We start from the raw sequence: 18,597 nt of genomic DNA, 5'->3' as shown, positions 1-18,597 counted from the left end.
GTTGCACGGGAAGAGAGGCTCGAACTCCCGACACTCGGTTTTGGAGACCGATGCTCTACCAACTGAGCTATTCCCGTGTTTGCGGCTGCAAAGGTAGTGGAAAGTTTTGATTTTGCAAGACCTTTGCCGCTTTATTTTTCTTCTTGTCCCCGATTATGCTGTCTTTTATAACATTTGCAAGTCCTGATACATGACTCGATAGGCAGTCGCTTTCTTGTCCAGGGCCAACGGATAGGCCCGCGAGGAAGAGGGCATGCGATAGAGGCGGAGGGAGCGTTCTCCGAAAAGGAATTCAGTGAAGTCGCCCACCTTGGGAGCTGTAAGGGAGAACGTGCGGCACAATGTATCGGTAGCCTTTTCGCCGGTGGTGACGATGGCGCGGCATTGAGGAAGTCTTTCGAGCAAGCCGCGGACATCCGTAGGTTGTACCACTTCCAGAAACTTATCGGATGCATTGTCTTGCAGACGTCGGACAGCCGTGGCCGTGTCGTAGAGGGCGATGCCTTTTTCCTGCAGGAAAGCAATGAGTTCTTCCTTGGAAAAGGCCCTTTTCTCCTTGACAACAAAGTGCTCTTTGTCGCCGAAGAAAATGAGGCCCACGATGCGCCACATGTCGTTGTTCCAGTTAGGGTAATAGAACTCCATACTCCACCGCTTGCGTTGAGGCGGAAAGCTGCCTAACATCAGCAGTTTGGCATTGGTTGGCAGGAAAGGTTCCAATGGGTGTTGTTCTATTTCCATAAATGGGGGTGAACCTGTTATTTCTTGTCTTCGTTCTTTTTATGCTTGGCTTCTTTTTTGGCCAGTACCACTACGTTGTAGACGTATTCTGTCATCCATTGTTCGGAGTAGCCCAAACGTTCCTTGTATTGGCGTACGGCGGCAGCAGTCTTGTGTACGTCGTCTTTCTTCCATACTGTTTTGGTGCAGACTTCATGGACTGTTTTTTCCGTCATCGCTCTAAGGGCACCTTTAAAGATTGACGGCATGCGGAATTTCCATTGCATTAAGTTACCCATCAGCATCATCAAGTCGTTGGCGAAACCTTGATACATGAAGAGGTAGGCTTGCACGTCGTTGGGAGTGCGACAATGTTTTTTGATGGAAGCGTCAATTTCTTTGAAGAAGTTTTCACTTAAAGCATAGTCTTGCATCAACATTTTCTTGGAGGCAGCTTTTTCTGCTTGTCCCAGTCTTCCACCTTGTGTGGGGATTTTGAATAGCCGTTTGAAAGTGGCTACATCGGGCACAAAGCGAATGTTGGTGATACCCAGATTGGCTGCTATTACTGACTGGAAATAAACACGCGTCAGCAAGACAAAGTCTTCTACGTTCTTTGAAGAGACTTCTTCTGTATTCTTTTTAAATAAGTTGGTAAATATTCCCATGTTTTTTATGAATGTTTTTTTAGTCGTGGCGCAAAATTACGAAATAAGTTGATTTACACCAATATTGTTTGGCGCTTATTTCTTAACTTTCTTTTTGCCAGCAATCTAAATCATCTTCCAATTCTTTCAATCTGTCGGAGGTAAATACAGGGTCTTTAATTCCACTTTGTTTTTGCATACGATAGTCTTCCAAAAGTTTAAATGCGTATTTGCCAAGAAGGCTGATGGCAATCAGGTTGCAGAGAGTCATTAATCCCATAGTGATGTCTGCCAGCCCCCATACCATATCCAATGTTGCCAATGCCCCAAACAGTACCATTCCACCTACTAATAAGCGATAAATGTTCAGTATCCATTTTCGATGGGTGAGGTAACGTATATTGGCCTCTCCGTAATAGTAGTTTCCCAAGATGCTGCTGAATGCAAAGAAAAATAATGCCACTGCTACGAATATACTGCCAGAGGGACCTATTTCGTTTGTCAAAGCATGTTGGGTGAGTTGCACTCCGTTGGCTGAACCATCTAGTGGAGCACCACTGAAAAGGATAATGAAAGTTGTGCAGGTACAAATGATCAGAGTGTCTGTAAAGACACCTAAGGTCTGAATCAGTCCTTGCTTTACAGGATGACTGACGTGAGCCGTAGCTGCCACATTGGGCGCTGAACCCATGCCGGCCTCATTGCTGAAAAGTCCCCGTTTAATGCCTTGCATCAAAGCTGCGCCTATACCTCCTCCTAATGCCTGATTCCAGCCGAAGGCATGGCTTATAATTTGGCTGATTACGGTTGGCAGTTCAGTTATGTTCAGCAAGACAATGGTTACTGCCAGTGCAATATACCCTAGAGCCATGATAGGTACGATGATACTGCTAACTTTGGCAATACGTTGTACGCCTCCAAAGATGATGAGAACAGTTAATGCAGTAAGTATAACTCCTACAATGGTATGACTTAAACCAAATGCGTTTTCGAAAGCGGCGCATAGTGTATTGCTCTGTACAGAATTGAATGCAAAACCAAAAGTGACGGTGATGAGGAGTGCAAATAAAGTTCCCATCCATGGCAGTTTTAGTCCTTTTCTCATGTAATAGGCTGGTCCACCAATATATGAGTCCTTCCCTCTTTCCTTATAAAGTTGTGCCAAGGTCGACTCTACAAACGAACTGGATGCTCCGAATAGGGCGATAATCCACATCCAGAATACAGCTCCTGGACCGCCGACGGCGATAGCGGTAGCTACTCCTGCCAGATTTCCTGTACCTACGCGGCTGGCTATCGAGATAGCAAATGCCTGAAAGGACGAGATGTGTTTGACGTTCTTGTTTGTTCCTGCAGAATCTCCTAACAGGCGTATCATTTCTGAAATCATGCGAAACTGGACAAAACGAGTTCTGAAAGTGAACCAAATGGCACATCCTAGCAAAAATGCTATAAGGATATATGTCCAAAGTATGTCATTGATTGAATTGATTATTCCCATGTGTGTTGTATTGTTGTGGAGTAGGGTGTTATTATTCTTTCAAACGAAAATGAAATTTGTGGCCTTCAAACACTGCTTCTACAATATCATAGCGGATAAACTTGGCCAGTAGATGTTCTGCCGCACGGCGTGAAATATGCGCTAAGCGGCAATATCGGTTTAAAGATAACTGGTCGTTCCCTTTGAGCAGATCAAGTAATAAATGTTCACGTTCAGTATATTCTATCAATTCTCCAAGCGGATTTCCACTCTGTTGCCAGACACGTAAATGGACGGGAGTTGCCAAGATGTTTTCATCCTTGATGCGCAGATAGGCTAAGTATTTTCCCGATTCATCTTTTGCATAGATTGGTTTTTGATCACTTTCTTCAATTTGTACAATCAGGATAGTGCGTCCTTCAACTTGATGAGTCTGCATGCTATAGTTGACTGTTGGGCTGCAATATAGTTCTGCTGCGGCTTCGATCATGTATTTTTCTTCCTCTGAACGCACTCCTGCAATTCGGCCATTATCTTTTACGCCAATCAACAGGCGTCCCCCTTCTGTATTTGCAAAGGCGGAAAGAGTTTTAGCAATTTTACATGCGTCAGATATTTCAAACTTAAAGTCTTGTTGTTGATGCTCACCTTCAGCAATCAAAGTGTATATATAGTCGGTATCTGTAAGACGTTTCATGGCTGCAAAAGTAGAGAAAAAACGCCGATTATTCTTTTTTTAGCTTAAAATTGCTGCTGTAGTAAAAAAAAATATTCTTTTTATGTGTTTATTTCGCAAAAGAGTGTATTTTTGCCGTACATTATTAACAAAGTAAATACTTAAAGGGATTATGAAAGAATTAGTAGAAAAGATTGCTGAATTATATGCAGCGTTTGAAAAAGATGCAAAGGCACAGGTAGAAAATGGAAACAAGGCTGCTGGTACCCGTGCACGTAAGGCTTCATTGGAAATTGAGAAAGCTATGAAGGCTTTCCGCAAAGCATCTTTGGAAGCTGCCAAATAAGAATTGCATAGTAAAAAATGAGAGGGTATATCTGTTGATGATATACCCTCTTTTTTTATTATATGGACACTTGTTGTAAAGTTTGGTATACTTTCTCCCATGAATCATTGAAGGCCAGCATGGAAGGAAATAGTAAATTGGCTCCAGCATTAAGTAGAACTTGCTCGTCCAGTGGACCTGTATTGACGGCTATAGTAAAAATACCTGCTGCAACGCCTGCTTGTACGCCGATGGGGGCATTTTCAACAACGATTGCTTCATTGGGGGCTACCTGCGCTTTTTCCAGTCCCATCAGGTAGGGTTCAGGATGCGGTTTACCATATTTGACATCGAAGGCTGTAACCATATGGTTCCGATCGAACGTGTCGGGATAGTTGTGGTTCAGTCTGTCGAGTAGGGATGTTTGTCCTGAACCTGTGACCAATACAGGAATGAGCCCGCAGGATTTTACTTTTTGTATCAGTTCCCAAGCACCTTTCATGCGTTCGGGTTCAGGATGCTTGTTGAACTCTCGGCTTTTTTCGGCATAGATTTCTTCAATCATTTCGGGAGTGGCATCTTTGCCGAACTGCCTTTGGTATACAATGTTTATTGTCGATGCTCCTGTACGTCCTTCGTGCAGAAAAGCTTCCTCACGGCTTAAATGGAGGCCACGACGCTCCATTACCGTATGCCAGGCGTCGGCATGATAGGGCATGGAGTCGAATAGTACTCCGTCCATGTCGAACAGTACTGCTTTGAGATGGATATAAGAATGCCCGCTACCTTGAAGATAGCGGGCTATGGATTGTTGAATGGAATTCATAGAGCTTACAGTCTTGCGCGGATAGCTTTGGATTCTTCTTCGTATCCAGGTTTGTTGAGCAGGGCAAACATATTCTTCTTGTAGGCCTCTACACCCGGTTGGTTGAACGTGTTGACGCCCAGCAGATAACCGCTGATGCCGCAGGCTTTTTCGAAGAAGTAGAGCAGGCCGCCGATACATTTTTCGTTCAGGGTCGGAACGGAGATACGCATGTTGGGTACACCTCCATCTACGTGAGCCAGCTGTGTGCCTAGTTCGGCCATTTTGTTGACTTCGTCTACACGCTTGCCAGCCAGGAAATTCAGGCCGTCCAGGTTTTCTGCGTCACTGGGCACTTCCAGTTTGTGAGTCGGTTGTTCAACTGATATAACGGTTTCGTAGATGGTACGTTCGCCTTCTTGGATCCATTGTCCCATGGAGTGAAGGTCGGTCGAGAAATCTACGGCAGCAGGGAAGATACCTTTGCCTTCCTTACCTTCTGACTCACCGTATAATTGCTTCCACCATTCGTTGACATAATGGAGTTTCGGGTTGAAGTTGACAAGGATTTCAATCTTCTTGCCATTCTTGTACAATTCGTTGCGGGTAGCGGCATACAAGGCAGCGGGATTCTGTTCGAAAGGAACGTCCGCGCCGCAGGCCTTTTCCATCTCAACGGCACCAGCTACCAGTTTGTCGATATCGAAGCCGGCTACGGCGATAGGGAGCAAACCAACCGGAGTCAGTACAGAGAAACGTCCGCCTACATTGTCGGGGATGATGAACGACTTGTATCCTTCCTTGTCGGCAGTAGTGCGTGCAGCACCTTTCTTGGCATCTGTAACAGCTACGATGACTTTCTTGGCCATTTCTTTACCACGCTGGTCTTCGCATTGTTTTTTCAGCAGGCGGAAAGCGAGAGCTGTCTCGGTAGTTGTCCCTGACTTGGAGATATTGATGACACCGAATTTCTTGTCTTTCAGATATTCAGTGAGTTCGTATAAGTAGTCTTCACCAATATTGTGACCGGCAAAAAGAATGGTAGGAGCGTTCTTCTTTTCCTGCAACCAGATAAAGCTGTTTGAAAGTGCTTCGATGACCGCACGTGCACCCAGATAGCTTCCGCCAATGCCTGCAACGATTACAACTTCACAATTTTCACGCAATATCTGTGCTGTAGCTTTCAAGTCTTCCAGGTGCTCTTTGGTGATGGATGACGGCAGGTGCAACCAGCCCAAAAAGTCATTACCTTTGCAGGTGCCGTTTTCCAAAGCGTCTTGTGCTTCTTTTACTTTTGCTTCGTAAGCGGCAACGTTTTCTTTGGAAATAAATCCAAAAGTCTTTTCAATGTTTAAACTAATCATACTATCTTAATTTAAAAAAGTTTTATCTGAAAGAATCAGTCAGCAATTTGATTTCTATCATGGGGGATATCCTTTCATACAGAATGTTATAGACCGCATCCACGATAGGCATGTTGACATGATAGTGTTTGTTGATTTCCTTGATACACTTGGTTCCATAGTAACCTTCGGCAATCATTTCCATTTCTATCTGGGCGCTTTTCACCGAATAACCTTTTCCTATCATGGTGCCAAACGTGCGGTTACGGCTAAAGTTGGAGTAGCCTGTTACAAGTAAATCTCCTAGGTAGGCCGAGTCGCTGACATTACGGTCAAGTGGATGCACCGTTTGCAGGAAACGGTTCATCTCTTGTATTGCATTCGATATGAGTACAGCCTGGAAGTTGTCACCATATTTCAATCCGTTGCAAATGCCGGCTGCGATGGCGTAAACGTTTTTCAGTACCGAACCATATTCGATGCCTGCCACGTCGTTGCTCACCGAAGTCTTGATGTAAGAACAGCTGAGATGGCGGGCAAAAATCGATGCTTTTTCGATGTCGGGACAAGCGATGGTGAGGTAGGACAGGCGCTCCAGTGCCACTTCTTCGGCATGGCAGGGACCTGCTACTACAGCAATGTTCTCGGCTGGTACACCATATTCCTTGGTGAAGTATTCGGATACAATCAGATTGTCATCAGGGACAATACCTTTGATGGCTGTAATGATAAATTTGTCCTTTATTTTTGTCTTCAGCTTCTTCAAATGAGATTTGAGGTAAGGCGAAGGCGTAACAAATATCAGTGTATCGGATGCCTTGACTACATCGTTGATGTTCGAACTGAAATTGATCCGCTTGGTATCAAACTTGACGCCTGTCAGATAGGCGGGGTTATGGCCCAGCCGCTTGAAGTCGGCAATACGGTCGTCACGCCGCATGTACCAATTAATCGACTCTGCCTGATTGAGCACCATTTTGGCAATGGCTGTTGCCCAACTTCCTCCGCCCATGATGGCTATCTTTCCAGGAACTTTCATCTCTATTTCGTTAGTTCTTCAATCTTTCTATCCAGCCGGCGACGTCGTTTACGCTCGGATTGGCCAATTCCAGTTTGTATTTCTTGTTGATCCCGCAAATGTCCATGTGCAGTTTTTGAGGATTGACTTCTGCCATGTCTGCAACTTGATTATATCCTGCTTTTTGAATAACAGGTACCCATTCTTCAGGAATACCCAGTTCTATGAATTTGGCTGGTGCGTCTTTCGGCGTTACTTTTTCGGGACGCATTTGCGGGAAGAATAATACTTCTTGAATGAAGGCCTTTCCTGTCATTAGCATGGTCAGACGGTCAATACCGATACCGATACCCGATGTGGGAGGCATGCCATATTGCAAAGCTTTCAGGAAGTCCTGGTCGATGAACATGGCTTCGTCATCACCCTTCTCGCTCAGGCGCAACTGCTCCTTGAAGCGTTCTTCCTGGTCGATGGGGTCGTTCAGCTCGCTATAGGCGTTGGCCAGCTCCTTGCCGTTTACCATCAATTCGAAACGTTCGGTAAGGCCCGGTTTGCTACGATGCATCTTGGTGAGCGGACTCATTTCAACAGGATAGTCGGTGATGAAAGTCGGCTGGATGAAGGTTCCTTCGCAGAATTCGCCGAAGATTTCATCAATCAGCTTGCCTTTGCCCATGGTATCATCAATATCCATCTTCAGTTCTTTGCAGATCTGGCGGATTTCATCTTCGCTCTTGCCGTTGAGGTCATAGCCGGTCTTTTCCTTGATGGCATCGAGAATGGGTAGACGGCGGTAAGGAGCTTTGAAACTGATGGTCTTGCCGTCTATTTCAGTTTCTGTACAACCGTTTACGGCAATACAAATACGTTCAAGCAGCTTTTCAGTGAAGCTCATCATCCAGTTATAGTCTTTGTACTGTACATAGAGCTCCATGCAGGTGAATTCGGGGTTATGGTTCTTATCCATACCCTCGTTGCGGAAGTTCTTGCCGATTTCGTATACACCTTCAAATCCGCCTACGATAAGTCTTTTCAGGTAAAGTTCTGTAGCAATACGCAGGTAAAGGTCGATGTCCAGCGAATTGTGGTGGGTAATGAATGGACGGGCACTTGCACCGCCGGGGATAGACTGAAGGATAGGAGTTTCTACTTCGGTATAGCCGGCTTCGTCCAGCACGGCACGCATGGTAGAAATAACTTTGGAGCGCTTCAGGAAAGTTTCTTTTACACCGTCGTTCACGATGAGGTCTACGTAGCGTTGGCGATAGCGTAGTTCAGGGTCTTCGAACGAGTCGTATGCCACGCCATCCTTGTATTTCACGATAGGCAGAGGTTTGAGGCTCTTGGCGAGTACGGTCAGCTTTTTGGCGTGTACGCTGATTTCGCCCATCTGGGTACGGAAAACAAAACCTTCAATACCGATGAAGTCGCCCAAGTCGAGCAAACGTTTGAACACGGTGTTGTACATGTCCTTGTTTTCGTCAGGACAGATGTCATCACGGGTGATGTACACCTGGATACGTCCTTTGGAGTCCTGAAGTTCGATGAAGGAAGCTTTTCCCATGACACGACGGCTCATCATACGTCCGGCGATGGACACCTGGCGAGGTTCGTCTTCGTCTTTGAATTCAGCTTTTATGTCTGTAGAGAAAGCGTTGGTTACATACTCTGCTGCGGGATAGGGTTCGATACCCATCGCGCGAAGTTCATTCATGCTGTTGCGGCGAATGATTTCCTGTTCACTTAGTTCTAAAACGTTCATATCGTTAATTTTCACTCAATTTGGGTACAAAAATACGAAACATTTTTCACATTCGCATGCTTTTTCGCCAAAATGAAGGATGGGAGAAGCCTATGCCGGTGAAAAATTGTCAGAAAATGCTGACAGCTGTCTTCGTGGTGAGTAGTTCGAGTGCTTTTAATCCCATTACAGAATTGCCTTTTTTATTGAGTCGGGGACTCCAGACGGCTACGGAGTATTGGCGTGGACAGATGGCAGCTATACCTCCTCCTACACCACTCTTGCCTGGCAATCCTACCAGGTAGGAAAATTCGCCGGCTTCGTCATAGAAACCACATGTCTGCATGATGGCATTGATGCGTTTCACCTGTGAGGTGGTGAGTTCAGTTCCGTCGAAGCTAAAGGCGCGCGTGTGGTCGGCGAAGGGCAGGAAAGCGCGCGACAATTCGCGGCAGTTCATCTTGACCGAACACTGGCGAAAATAGAAGCGGAGTACGCGCTCCACGTCGTTTTCGATATTGCCATAATACTTCAGCATGTTCACGATAGCTGCATTCAGATAGCCGTTGTCGCGCTCCGAGGCGGCCATGCTCTCGTCGTATTGGATGGAGTCGCATCCGCAAAGGCTACGCACAAAGGCCAGATATTCACGTTCGGGGTATTCCAATACAGAGAGAAGAATATCGGTCATGACAAGCGCCCCTGCGTTGATGAGCGGATTGCGGGGAATACCATGTTCCAGTTCCAGCTGAAAGATAGAATTGAAGGCATTACCCGAAGGCTCCACGCCGATGCGTTGCCAAAGACGGTCGTTCAGCCGGGCAAATCCCATGGCCAGTGCAAAGACTTTCGAGATACTCTGGATGGCAAACCGTTCGTCGCAATCGCCCATCGCAAAGTCTTGTCCGTCGAGGGTATGCAGGCAGATACCGTAGCGGTCGGGATTTACTTTCAACAAGTCGGGAATGTAGGCGGCAGGTTCTCCCTGTCCGGCATAAGGCTGTATCTCCTGATAAATTTCTTGAAGGATTTGATCGTAGTTCATGAACTGGTTGAGTTGAAAAATGGTTCTTAGAAACGTACTTGTACTTGAGCTTGTACCAGGTTGTAACTTTTATTTTGGTAAGGAACGCAGTGGGTATATTGTACTTGAAGGCGGCATTTCGGATAAAACCACCATTGTATACCTGCAACGTAGTTACTTTGTTTATTGTCTACAGCTTTATTTTTGTTTAGGTAGTCGTAAGATGCTATTAAGTCTAGCTTTTGCTTGGAGAGGATGTGTATGTTGGCTGTTGCATAATATCCGTTGCTTTTTACCAAACCGTCTTTGCCTGCCAGATATTCTGATCTAAGGTCTATCGGTTTCAGTTTCATTACTATACCGGCTGCCCATCGATTGCGTGTGTAGTTGTCTCCAATCTGTATGTTGGGATTGATATTGGATGTGGCTATGGCGCATCCTTTTCCTTTAATGAAAGAACCGGTAAGGGTCAGCCATTGCAGTGGATTGATGTTGAACGTACCTACGATATCTTTTTGATTGTTGCCATCTTTTTTATTAATGCCTTGTCCGTTCATGATGGCTAGTTTGTAATTTATGAGATTCTTGAACAGGTTGCCGTATATCATTAAACCTAAATCGCGTCCACTGTTAGAGCCGTAAAGTAAATCACTGCCATTAATACCTGCTAGATAGTTAACGGCTTGTGAGTAACAACTTATTAGCTCAACGACTGTAGGTGACAAGGGATTCTCATACGTATAAGGAGTCTTGAATTCGCCAATGCGTACACTCAATTCAGGGAAAAAGTGATATTCGGTGTAGGCTTCCAGAATTTTGGGTGTTCCTGCCAGACTATACATAAAATAACATGACCAATGATCTGTAATTCGTCCACGAGCCATGAGGATGGCACGGGTCATTTCAAAGGTATTTGTTTTGCTTTCAGACTGATCATTATATGTGTATCCTAATTGCATATATCCTTCCAGTGTGATACGCTCTTTCAGCGTGTTCACAATGTTGTTCAGTGTATTGTTCTGTGGTTTTTTCTTTTCTTCTTGCTTTTCTTGTGCGGCTGCTGAAGCCATGAAAGCGCAGACAAACCATAGTATCAGTAGTTTTTTCATAAGGCATTTAAAAAGAAAGAGGGCGTATCTTCTCTGGACACACCCTCTTTCGGTTGGTGATTATGTTTTATTCGTTGATAGCTGCAATACCCGGAAGAACTTTTCCTTCGATGGCTTCGAGCAATGCACCACCACCAGTCGATACGTAAGATACGCCGCTGGCCAGACCGAACTTGTTGACACAAGCTACAGAGTCACCGCCACCTACCAGTGAGAAAGCACCGTTCTTCGTTGCTTCTACGATAGCTTCGCCTACGGCACGTGAACCGTGTGTGAAGTTGTCGAATTCGAATACACCTGTCGGGCCGTTCCACAGGATAGTCTTGGAACTCTTGATAACATCGGCGAAGAGTTTCTCACTCTCAGGACCTATGTCAAGGCCTTCCCATCCGTCAGGAATTTCATTTACCTTGCAGAACTGGGTGTTGGCGTCGTTCGAGAAGGAGTCTGCAATCTTGGCATCGGTAGCCAATACCAGATTAACGCCTTTTTCCTTGGCTTCCTTCATCAGGTCGAGAGCCAAGTCAAGCTTGTCGTCCTCGCAAATGGAGATACCGATCTTGCCGCCCATAGCCTTGGTGAATGTATAAGTCATACCGCCGGCGATGATGAGGTTGTCTACCTTGTTCAGCAGGTTTTCGATGATTTCGATCTTGGAAGAAACCTTCGAACCACCCATGATGGCGGTGAACGGACGATGAATGTCGTTCAATACTTTGTCAACAGCCTTCACTTCCTTCTCCATCAGGTAACCGAACATCTTGTGGTCCTTGTCGAAATATTGGGCGATGAGTGCCGTTGAAGCGTGTGCGCGGTGAGCGGTACCAAAAGCATCGTTCACATAGCAGTCGGCATACGAAGCTAGCTTCTTGGTGAATTCCTTCTGGCTTTCTTTTACCTTGGCTTTAGCGGCTTTCTTTTCTTCGTCGGTAGCATCTTCGGCCAGGCCACGGGGTTTACCTTCTTCTTCTGCATAGAAACGCAGGTTTTCCAGCAGGAGGGCTTCACCCGGTTGCAGAGCGGCAGCCTTTACGGCAGCTTCTTCGCCCATACAGTCGTTGGCAAACTGAACTTCAATGCCCAGCAGCTCGTTCAGGTGGTTCAGGATGTGTTTCAGAGAGAATTTTTCGGCTACGCCTTTCGGACGACCCAGGTGGGAGCCGATTATCAAACTACCGCCGTCGGCCAGAATCTTCTTCAGTGTAGGAAGAGCGGCACGCATACGGGTGTCATCAGTGATGTTGAAATTCTCGTCCAGGGGCACATTGAAGTCCACACGGACGAATGCCTTCTTACCGGCAAAGTTGAATTGATCAATTGTCATAATGCTCTATTTTATTTAAAAGTGTTACGAATATTCTCGCTTTACTTGCCCGCAAAGTTAGCATTATTTTCTGTAATATGTTCGCTACGGGCACTTTTTTAAATCTTGAATGTTAAAAATATGTTGGATATCCCCCTGTGAATTAACTATTCACCTCTTTTATTCCCGTCCTTTTTTCGTAATCTTTGCAGAGCATCTTTAGGCCGCAGGCATCGCATTGGGGTGTACGTGCTTGGCACACGTAGCGCCCATGCAGGATGAGCCAGTGGTGGGCGATGGGAATGTCGGCCTCGGGGATGTGCTTGGTCAGCTCCTTTTCCACGCTCAGCGGGGTGGTACAGTTTGGACCTACCAGTCCAAGCCGGTGGCTGACGCGGAAGACATGCGTATCTACTGCCATGGCGGCCTTGTTGAACACGACCGACTGGATGACGTTGGCCGTCTTGCGTCCCACGCCGGGCAGCTTGACGAGTTCCTCCAGCGTGTCGGGCACCTGGCTTCCGAAGTCCTTGATGAGCATCTGCGCCATGCCCACCAGGTGGCGTGCCTTGTTGTTGGGGTAGGACACGCTACGGATGTACTCGAACACCACCTCGGGCGTAGTGGCGGCCAGTGCTTCGGGAGTGGGGAAGTCGTGGAAAAGCGGGGGAGTGATCATGTTCACTCGCTTGTCCGTGCATTGGGCCGACAGGATGACGGCAATGAGTAGCTCGAAGGGGGTGTTGTAGTGCAGCTCCGTTTCGGCCACGGGGCGGTTCTCCCTGAACCAGGCCAGTATCTTTTCGTATCGTTCTTTCTTTCTCATCTCAGTTTGTTTTGGTGGTAATGGGGCGCCACTTTCAGGTTGAAGTACAGCATGGACACCACCGTCAGGCAGGCGCCGAAGAGGTAAGCCTTGTCGAAGGTGCTGATTTCGGCAATGTATCCGCCGGCCAGCATGCCGATGCCGATACCCACGTCCCACGACGTGAGGTAGGTTGAGGTAGCCGTGCCGCGCAGGCTGTTGGGCGCCAGGTTAACGAACAGGGTATTGTAGGCGGGAAACATGGTGCCGAAGCCGATGCCCAGCAGCAGGGCGATGGTGAAGAACACCACCGTGCAGGCATGGCTGTCCCATTGGATGATGTATACGCATGCGGCCAGTAGGAAGAAACTGAACACTACCAGCACCAGTCCTGCGGATATCACTTGCGTAATCTTTCCCCTGTCCACCAGCCGGCCGGAGAAGAGTCGCGACACGGCCATGCCCAGCGCCATGAAGGTGAAGAAGAAGCCTGTAGAGGCGTCTATCTCAATCTGGCGAGCATACATGGCCACGTAGTTGGTCGTCATGCCATAGGGGATGGACAGAAGTAGGAGGCTGGCTCCGGCAGGAAGTCCCTTGAGCAGGATGAAGCGGTCGAGTGAGATGGGGTCGCGCTTCACAGGTGGCTTGTAGGGCGTCTTGACCAGCGTAGCACAACAGAAGCCGGCCAGACACGAACCCAGTGAGGCACAGAATATCCACGTGTAACCGATGTCCGCGTCATGCAGGAAGAGGCCCGTCATGGGGCCGATGGACATGGCAATGTTGTTGGCCAGTCCGTAATATCCCAGTCCTTCGCCGCGGCGCGACGAGGGCATAATGTCGATGACCACCGTATTGCCACCTACCGTCACCATGCCGAACGACACGCCGTGGACGATGCGCAGGGCGATGAAGAGGGTCAGGGTGCCGGCCAGCAGATAGCCGCCGAAGATAGACGTGAAGATGAAGTAGGCCAGCAGATAGAGAGGTTTGCGGGCGAACGTGTCGAGCAGGTAGCCCGAGAAGGGGCGGATGCATAGGGCCGCAATGGTGTAGCACGACAAGACGAGCCCCATGGTGAATTTGTCCGCTCCGAACACTTCCGTCAGGTAGAAGGGGAGTACGGGCATCATCAGCCAGAAGCCGAAGTAAAGCAGGAAGTTGGCTGCCAGGATGAAGCAGTAACTCGGAGTGATGAGCTTGTCTTTCATTAGCAGTTTAGTGATAAGCGGTTAGTGGTAAGTAGTTAGTAGTTAGTGGTTGATGCTTGTATAAGGCACTTACGGCTAACTACTTACCACTGACCGTTGAACTTTATCTTGCCGCTTCGAATTCCTTCAGGAAGCGGGTATCGTTTTCAGAGAACATGCGCAGGTCCTTCACCTGATACTTCAGGTTGGTGATGCGCTCGATGCCCATACCCAGGGCGTAGCCGGAATAAACTTTGCTGTCTATGCCGCAAGCCTCGAGTACGTTGGGGTCCACCATGCCGCAACCTAGGATTTCCACCCAGCCGGTGCCTTTGCAGAAGGGGCATCCCTTGCCTCCGCAGATGTTACAGCTGATGTCCATCTCGGCACTGGGTTCTGTGAAGGGGAAGTACGACGGACGCAGACGTATCTTCGTTTCGCTGCCGAACATCTCCTGGGCGAAGAGCAGCAATACCTGCTTCAGGTCGGTGAACGACACGTTCTTGTCGATATACAAAGCCTCTACCTGGTGGAAGAAACAGTGTGCACGGTAGCTGATGGCCTCGTTGCGGTACACGCGTCCCGGGCAGATGATACGGATGGGCGGCTCGGCATGCTCCATGGTACGTACCTGTACGGAGCTGGTGTGCGAGCGCAGGATGATGTTCTTGGTCACGTCGCCGGGGTTCACATTGACGAAGAAGGTGTCCTGCATGTCGCGTGCCGGATGGTCGGCGGCGAAGTTCAGTTTGGTATATACGTGCAGGTCGTCCTCCACCTCGGGGCCGTCGGCGATGCTGAAGCCCATGCGGGCAAAGATGTCAATGATTTCGTTCTTGACGATGGACAAGGGGTGGCGTGTGCCCAACCCGATGGGGTAGGCGGTACGTGTCAGGTCGAGGTCGTCGCAACCCGTATCCTGGCTTTCGAACTGTTCCTTCAGGGTGTTGATTTTCTCTTGTGCCTTGTTCTTGAGTTCGTTCAGCTTCATACCCACTTCCTTTTTCTGTTCGGCGGGCACGCTGCGGAAGTCGGCCATCAGTTCGTTGATGGCACCCTTCTTGCTGAGGTATTTAATGCGGAGCGCCTCCAGTTCTTCGGCATTGGAGGCCGTCAGTGCTTCCACTTCCTGCAGAAGCTCGTTGATTTTAGCTATCATATCGTTGTTGTCTTTTTGAATTTCGTCTTGGTTTGAAAATGTTGCAAAGATACAACTTTCTTGTCACATCGTTCTGTTATGTGCTAGAAAGATACGAAAAAAGTCCTTGAAACTTCCGTTCTCAAGGACTTTGTGTGGAGCATAGCGGACTCGAACCGCTCACCTCGACACTGCCAGTGTCGCGCTCTAGCCAGATGAGCTAATACCCCAAAATGTAAACGTTTGCAAGGTTGCTTTCGTTTTGATGGCGCAAAGATAATGCATATTTCTGAAATAATTGTTATGTTTGCAGAAAAAATAGCGAAAAAATTATGTTGGTCTATAATACAACGTATCATGTAGAGGATGGACAGGAGAAATATTTCCTTATTTGGATGAGGGAATTCTATCTGCCCGAAGTGGAAAAAGAAGGCACGCTGCGTTCACCGCGTATCCTGCGTATCCTTAGTCATCGTGAGGAAGGAAGTACTTGCTATTCTGTTCAATTCGAGGTGGAGAGCTCGGCCTTACTTCATCGCTGGCATCGCGAACAGGGAGTGAAACTTAATGAAGAGATGCTTCGCATATTCAAGGACAAAGTAGTAGGATTCCCGACGTTGATGGAGGAGGTAGAGTGATAGTACCAGTCAAGGAAAAGGTTATTTTGGGTATCGATCCGGGTACTAATATTATGGGCTACGGAGTGTTGCGTGTTATGGGCACCAAACCTGAAATGGTAGCTATGGGGGTTATCGATTTGCGACGTGTAGGCGATACTTATCTTAAACTAAAGTACATTCATCAACGGGTATTGGGAATAATTGAAAGTTATCTGCCTGATGAATTAGCTATTGAGGCGCCCTTTTTCGGCAAAAACGTTCAGTCCATGCTTAAATTGGGACGTGCACAGGGAGTTGCTATGGCTGCTGCCCTGAGTCGTGACATTCCTATTACCGAATATGCTCCTCTTAAGATTAAGATGGCTATTACGGGCAATGGGCAGGCCTCGAAAGAACAGGTAGCCGACATGTTGCAGCGTATGCTTCGTTTCGACAAAAGTCAGATGCCTGCTTTTATGGATGCTACGGATGCTATGGCAGCTGCCTACTGTCATTACTTGCAGATGGGGCGTCCTATGGTAGATAAAGCCTATCATGGGTGGAAGGACTTCATTGCCAAGAATCCTGATAAGGTAAAGGGTGGATAGTAGATTTTAATTTTAAAAACAGTATATATAAATATAGAAGATGGAAGCCATGAAAATGAACGATTTAGTCATTGTCGGTGTAGCGGTGGCGACGGCTGCCGGTTGCACATCCGTGAAGAACGAATATGCCTCCTATGAACTTTATCCCGTACGTTCGGGCAGCTTGACAGAGATGGAGTACACTTCTGAAGCTACACATTTTTCCGTATGGGCACCTACAGCAGACGAAGTACGTCTCATGCTGTATGAGGCTGGTGAAGGTGGCCATGCCTACACAACTGTCAGTATGGAAGCGGGCGAAGAAGGTGTTTGGCACGCTACGGTAAAAGAGGACCTGATGGGTAAGTTCTATACCTTTAATATAAAAATCGATGATCAATGGTTGGGAGATACGCCGGGTATTAATGCTAAGGCTGTTGGTGTGAATGGTAAGCGTGCTGCCATCATTGACATGAAGGCTACCGATCCGGAGGGCTGGGCTGAGGACCGTCGTCCGCCACTTCAGTCTTTTGCCGATATTGTTATTTATGAGATGCATCATCGTGATTTTTCCGTTTCGCCAGCATCGGGTATTGAGCATAAGGGAAAGTTTTTGGCTATGACTGAAGAAGGGACCCTTTCTCCCGAAGGACTGGCTACGGGTATCGATCATTTGAAGGAGTTGGGAGTGACTCATGTTCATTTGCTGCCTTCCTATGACTATGCCTCTGTGGACGAAACGAAACTGAGCGAGAATCAATACAACTGGGGGTATGATCCTCAAAATTATAATGTTCCTGATGGTTCTTACTCTACCGATCCTTATGACCCTGCTACGCGTATTCGTGAGTTCAAGCAGATGGTGCAGGCACTCCACAAGGCTGGTATCCGTGTCATTCTCGATGTTGTGTATAACCATACTTTCAATATTGCCGGCAGTAATTTCGAACGTACGGCTCCCGGATACTTCTATCGTCAGAAGCCCGACGGTACGTATGCAGATGCTTCAGCCTGTGGAAACGAGACGGCCAGTGATCGCCCCATGATGCGTAAATATATGATTGAATCTGTGCTACACTGGGTGAACGAATACCACATAGACGGTTTCCGATTTGATCTTATGGGTATTCACGACATAAAGACCATGAACGAAATACGTGCTGCATTGACAGCCGTTGATCCTTCCATCGTTGTTTACGGAGAGGGATGGGCTGCCCAGGCTCCCCAGCTTCCTCAAGACTCGTTGGCTATGAAGGCTAATACGCATCGTATGCCGGGCATTGCTGCTTTCAGTGACGAGATGCGCGACGCTCTTCGTGGTCCCTTCAATGATAACAAGCAGGGAGCTTTTCTGGCAGGTCTGCCGGGCGGTGAGGAGAGTATTAAGTTCGGCATTGTAGGTGCTGTGCAGCATCCACAAGTATGTAACGACTCTGTTAACTACAGTCAGGCTCCTTGGGCGGCCGAGCCTACGCAGATGATCAGTTATGTGTCCTGTCATGATGACATGTGCCTCGTCGACCGCCTGCGTGCCAGCATTCCCGGCATTAAGGACGATGAACTGGCACGCCTCGATAAGTTGGCCCAGACAGCAGTCTTCACTTCGCAGGGTATTCCTTTCATTTATGCCGGCGAGGAGGTGATGCGCGATAAGAAGGGGGTGCATAACAGCTACCAGAGCCCTGATTCTATCAACGCTATCGACTGGAGCCGCAAGGCTCTGCATGCCGACGTCTTTGCTTACTACAAGGGGCTGATACAGTTGCGCAAGAACCATCCGGCTTTCCGTTTGGGAGATGCCGATCTCGTGCGCCGTCATTTGGAATTCTTGCCTGTTGAGGGCACGAATGTAGTGGCATGGCGCTTGAAGGAACATGCAGGAGGTGACAAGTGGGAAGATATTGTTGTTGTGCTCAATTCGCGTCGCGAGCCAGCACGTGTGACTGTGCCTCAGGGTAGTTATACTGTAGTGTGCAAGGATGGATTTATTAATGAAGGCGGTTTGGCCAAAGTGTCGGGTACCGAACTGACAGTTCCTGCCCAATCGGCCCTTATCGCCTGGAAATGATATTCAATTATTCACG

The 18,597-nt window shown here is 47.7% G+C and carries 18 protein-coding genes and 2 tRNA genes; 4 read left to right on the top strand and 16 right to left on the bottom strand.

The window, feature by feature from the left end:
• Positions 1-4 precede the first annotated feature (4 nt).
• From BQ8005_RS09290 to BQ8005_RS09270, 5 genes are all read right to left on the bottom strand, one after another.
• Positions 5-77 (bottom strand) — tRNA-Trp (locus BQ8005_RS09290).
• Between the two features lie 88 nt (positions 78-165).
• Positions 166-741 carry a uracil-DNA glycosylase family protein gene (locus BQ8005_RS09285; protein ID WP_075317844.1) on the bottom strand — a complete coding sequence of 192 codons (576 nt, stop codon included), beginning with the start codon at positions 739-741 and terminating at the stop codon, positions 166-168.
• A gap of 17 nt (positions 742-758) precedes the next feature.
• The gene (locus BQ8005_RS09280; protein WP_021848559.1) at positions 759-1,388 is read right to left on the bottom strand and encodes a hypothetical protein; all 630 of its coding nucleotides are present in this window, start codon (positions 1,386-1,388) and stop codon (positions 759-761) included.
• An 82-nt stretch (positions 1,389-1,470) separates the two neighbouring features.
• On the bottom strand, positions 1,471-2,868 hold the full coding sequence (locus tag BQ8005_RS09275; protein ID WP_075317843.1) for an alanine/glycine:cation symporter family protein: 1,398 nt from the start codon (positions 2,866-2,868) through the stop codon (positions 1,471-1,473).
• A gap of 31 nt (positions 2,869-2,899) precedes the next feature.
• Complete coding sequence (locus BQ8005_RS09270; RefSeq protein WP_075317842.1) at positions 2,900-3,544, bottom strand: AlbA family DNA-binding domain-containing protein; 645 nt, start codon at positions 3,542-3,544, stop codon at positions 2,900-2,902.
• A gap of 151 nt (positions 3,545-3,695) precedes the next feature.
• On the opposite strand from BQ8005_RS09270, the gene BQ8005_RS09265 reads away from it, so the two are divergent.
• The gene (locus BQ8005_RS09265) at positions 3,696-3,869 is read left to right on the top strand and encodes a hypothetical protein (protein WP_021848556.1); all 174 of its coding nucleotides are present in this window, start codon (positions 3,696-3,698) and stop codon (positions 3,867-3,869) included.
• 58 nt (positions 3,870-3,927) lie between these two features.
• On the opposite strand, the gene BQ8005_RS09260 is transcribed toward BQ8005_RS09265, so the two are convergent.
• From BQ8005_RS09260 to BQ8005_RS09210, 11 genes are all read right to left on the bottom strand, one after another.
• On the bottom strand, positions 3,928-4,674 hold the full coding sequence (locus BQ8005_RS09260) for an inorganic diphosphatase (RefSeq protein ID WP_021848555.1): 747 nt from the start codon (positions 4,672-4,674) through the stop codon (positions 3,928-3,930).
• Positions 4,675-4,679: 5 nt separating this feature from the next.
• A complete protein-coding gene (locus tag BQ8005_RS09255; RefSeq protein WP_021848554.1) occupies positions 4,680-6,017 on the bottom strand; it encodes a glucose-6-phosphate isomerase in 1,338 nt (445 codons plus the stop codon).
• Positions 6,018-6,039: 22 nt separating this feature from the next.
• Positions 6,040-7,035 carry an NAD(P)H-dependent glycerol-3-phosphate dehydrogenase gene (locus BQ8005_RS09250; protein WP_021848553.1) on the bottom strand — a complete coding sequence of 332 codons (996 nt, stop codon included), beginning with the start codon at positions 7,033-7,035 and terminating at the stop codon, positions 6,040-6,042.
• A gap of 10 nt (positions 7,036-7,045) precedes the next feature.
• Positions 7,046-8,776 carry a lysine--tRNA ligase gene (gene lysS / locus BQ8005_RS09245; RefSeq protein WP_021848552.1) on the bottom strand — a complete coding sequence of 577 codons (1,731 nt, stop codon included), beginning with the start codon at positions 8,774-8,776 and terminating at the stop codon, positions 7,046-7,048.
• A gap of 109 nt (positions 8,777-8,885) precedes the next feature.
• Complete coding sequence (locus BQ8005_RS09240; RefSeq protein WP_075317841.1) at positions 8,886-9,800, bottom strand: glutaminase; 915 nt, start codon at positions 9,798-9,800, stop codon at positions 8,886-8,888.
• 26 nt (positions 9,801-9,826) lie between these two features.
• Positions 9,827-10,849, bottom strand: a complete 1,023-nt coding sequence (locus BQ8005_RS09235; RefSeq protein ID WP_234984083.1) for a porin — start codon at positions 10,847-10,849, stop codon at positions 9,827-9,829.
• A 106-nt stretch (positions 10,850-10,955) separates the two neighbouring features.
• On the bottom strand, positions 10,956-12,215 hold the full coding sequence (locus BQ8005_RS09230) for a phosphoglycerate kinase (protein WP_111936066.1): 1,260 nt from the start codon (positions 12,213-12,215) through the stop codon (positions 10,956-10,958).
• A gap of 139 nt (positions 12,216-12,354) precedes the next feature.
• The gene (nth, locus tag BQ8005_RS09225; RefSeq protein WP_075317839.1) at positions 12,355-13,017 is read right to left on the bottom strand and encodes an endonuclease III; all 663 of its coding nucleotides are present in this window, start codon (positions 13,015-13,017) and stop codon (positions 12,355-12,357) included.
• The gene (locus BQ8005_RS09220; RefSeq protein WP_075317838.1) at positions 13,014-14,210 is read right to left on the bottom strand and encodes an MFS transporter; all 1,197 of its coding nucleotides are present in this window, start codon (positions 14,208-14,210) and stop codon (positions 13,014-13,016) included. The genes nth and BQ8005_RS09220 overlap by 4 nt, the downstream gene beginning before the upstream one ends.
• Before the next feature lie 103 nt (positions 14,211-14,313).
• Positions 14,314-15,348: a phenylalanine--tRNA ligase subunit alpha gene (gene pheS, locus BQ8005_RS09215; RefSeq protein ID WP_075317837.1), complete on the bottom strand. Its 1,035-nt coding sequence runs from the start codon at positions 15,346-15,348 to the stop codon at positions 14,314-14,316.
• Between the two features lie 135 nt (positions 15,349-15,483).
• Positions 15,484-15,557 (bottom strand) — tRNA-Ala (locus tag BQ8005_RS09210).
• A gap of 102 nt (positions 15,558-15,659) precedes the next feature.
• Here BQ8005_RS09210 and BQ8005_RS09205 point away from each other — a divergent pair.
• The 3 genes from BQ8005_RS09205 to pulA are packed head-to-tail and all read left to right on the top strand — an operon-like array spanning position 15,660 to position 18,581.
• Entirely contained in the window at positions 15,660-15,965 is a 306-nt protein-coding gene (locus BQ8005_RS09205) for a DUF4286 family protein (RefSeq protein ID WP_021848545.1), read from the top strand.
• A complete protein-coding gene (gene ruvC, locus BQ8005_RS09200) occupies positions 15,962-16,534 on the top strand; it encodes a crossover junction endodeoxyribonuclease RuvC (RefSeq protein WP_075317836.1) in 573 nt (190 codons plus the stop codon). Before BQ8005_RS09205 ends, ruvC begins: the two co-directional genes overlap by 4 nt.
• Before the next feature lie 49 nt (positions 16,535-16,583).
• The gene (gene pulA, locus BQ8005_RS09195) at positions 16,584-18,581 is read left to right on the top strand and encodes a type I pullulanase (RefSeq protein ID WP_075319090.1); all 1,998 of its coding nucleotides are present in this window, start codon (positions 16,584-16,586) and stop codon (positions 18,579-18,581) included.
• Positions 18,582-18,597: the final 16 nt, after the last annotated feature.

Origin of the sequence: Bacteroides togonis, from assembly GCF_900130135.1 — a bacterium.
Taxonomy (GTDB): Bacteria; Bacteroidota; Bacteroidia; order Bacteroidales; family Bacteroidaceae; genus Bacteroides; species Bacteroides pullorum.
Note: the sequence above shows the minus strand (reverse complement) of the source record. Positions and strands in the feature narration are given on the sequence as shown.

What these genes read in the sequence shown, in the direction of transcription:
- BQ8005_RS09285 (WP_075317844.1), bottom strand. Translation starts at nt 741, where the DNA reads ATGGAAATAGAACAACACCCATTGGAACCTTTCCTGCCAACCAATGCC.
- BQ8005_RS09280 (WP_021848559.1), bottom strand. Translation starts at nt 1,388, where the DNA reads ATGGGAATATTTACCAACTTATTTAAAAAGAATACAGAAGAAGTCTCT.
- BQ8005_RS09275 (WP_075317843.1), bottom strand. Translation starts at nt 2,868, where the DNA reads ATGGGAATAATCAATTCAATCAATGACATACTTTGGACATATATCCTT.
- BQ8005_RS09270 (WP_075317842.1), bottom strand. Translation starts at nt 3,544, where the DNA reads ATGAAACGTCTTACAGATACCGACTATATATACACTTTGATTGCTGAA.
- BQ8005_RS09265 (WP_021848556.1), top strand. Translation starts at nt 3,696, where the DNA reads ATGAAAGAATTAGTAGAAAAGATTGCTGAATTATATGCAGCGTTTGAA.
- BQ8005_RS09260 (WP_021848555.1), bottom strand. Translation starts at nt 4,674, where the DNA reads ATGAATTCCATTCAACAATCCATAGCCCGCTATCTTCAAGGTAGCGGG.
- BQ8005_RS09255 (WP_021848554.1), bottom strand. Translation starts at nt 6,017, where the DNA reads ATGATTAGTTTAAACATTGAAAAGACTTTTGGATTTATTTCCAAAGAA.
- BQ8005_RS09250 (WP_021848553.1), bottom strand. Translation starts at nt 7,035, where the DNA reads ATGAAAGTTCCTGGAAAGATAGCCATCATGGGCGGAGGAAGTTGGGCA.
- lysS (WP_021848552.1), bottom strand. Translation starts at nt 8,776, where the DNA reads ATGAACGTTTTAGAACTAAGTGAACAGGAAATCATTCGCCGCAACAGC.
- BQ8005_RS09240 (WP_075317841.1), bottom strand. Translation starts at nt 9,800, where the DNA reads ATGAACTACGATCAAATCCTTCAAGAAATTTATCAGGAGATACAGCCT.
- BQ8005_RS09235 (WP_234984083.1), bottom strand. Translation starts at nt 10,849, where the DNA reads ATGGCTTCAGCAGCCGCACAAGAAAAGCAAGAAGAAAAGAAAAAACCA.
- nth (WP_075317839.1), bottom strand. Translation starts at nt 13,017, where the DNA reads ATGAGAAAGAAAGAACGATACGAAAAGATACTGGCCTGGTTCAGGGAG.
- BQ8005_RS09220 (WP_075317838.1), bottom strand. Translation starts at nt 14,210, where the DNA reads ATGAAAGACAAGCTCATCACTCCGAGTTACTGCTTCATCCTGGCAGCC.
- pheS (WP_075317837.1), bottom strand. Translation starts at nt 15,348, where the DNA reads ATGATAGCTAAAATCAACGAGCTTCTGCAGGAAGTGGAAGCACTGACG.
- BQ8005_RS09205 (WP_021848545.1), top strand. Translation starts at nt 15,660, where the DNA reads ATGTTGGTCTATAATACAACGTATCATGTAGAGGATGGACAGGAGAAA.
- pulA (WP_075319090.1), top strand. Translation starts at nt 16,584, where the DNA reads ATGAAAATGAACGATTTAGTCATTGTCGGTGTAGCGGTGGCGACGGCT.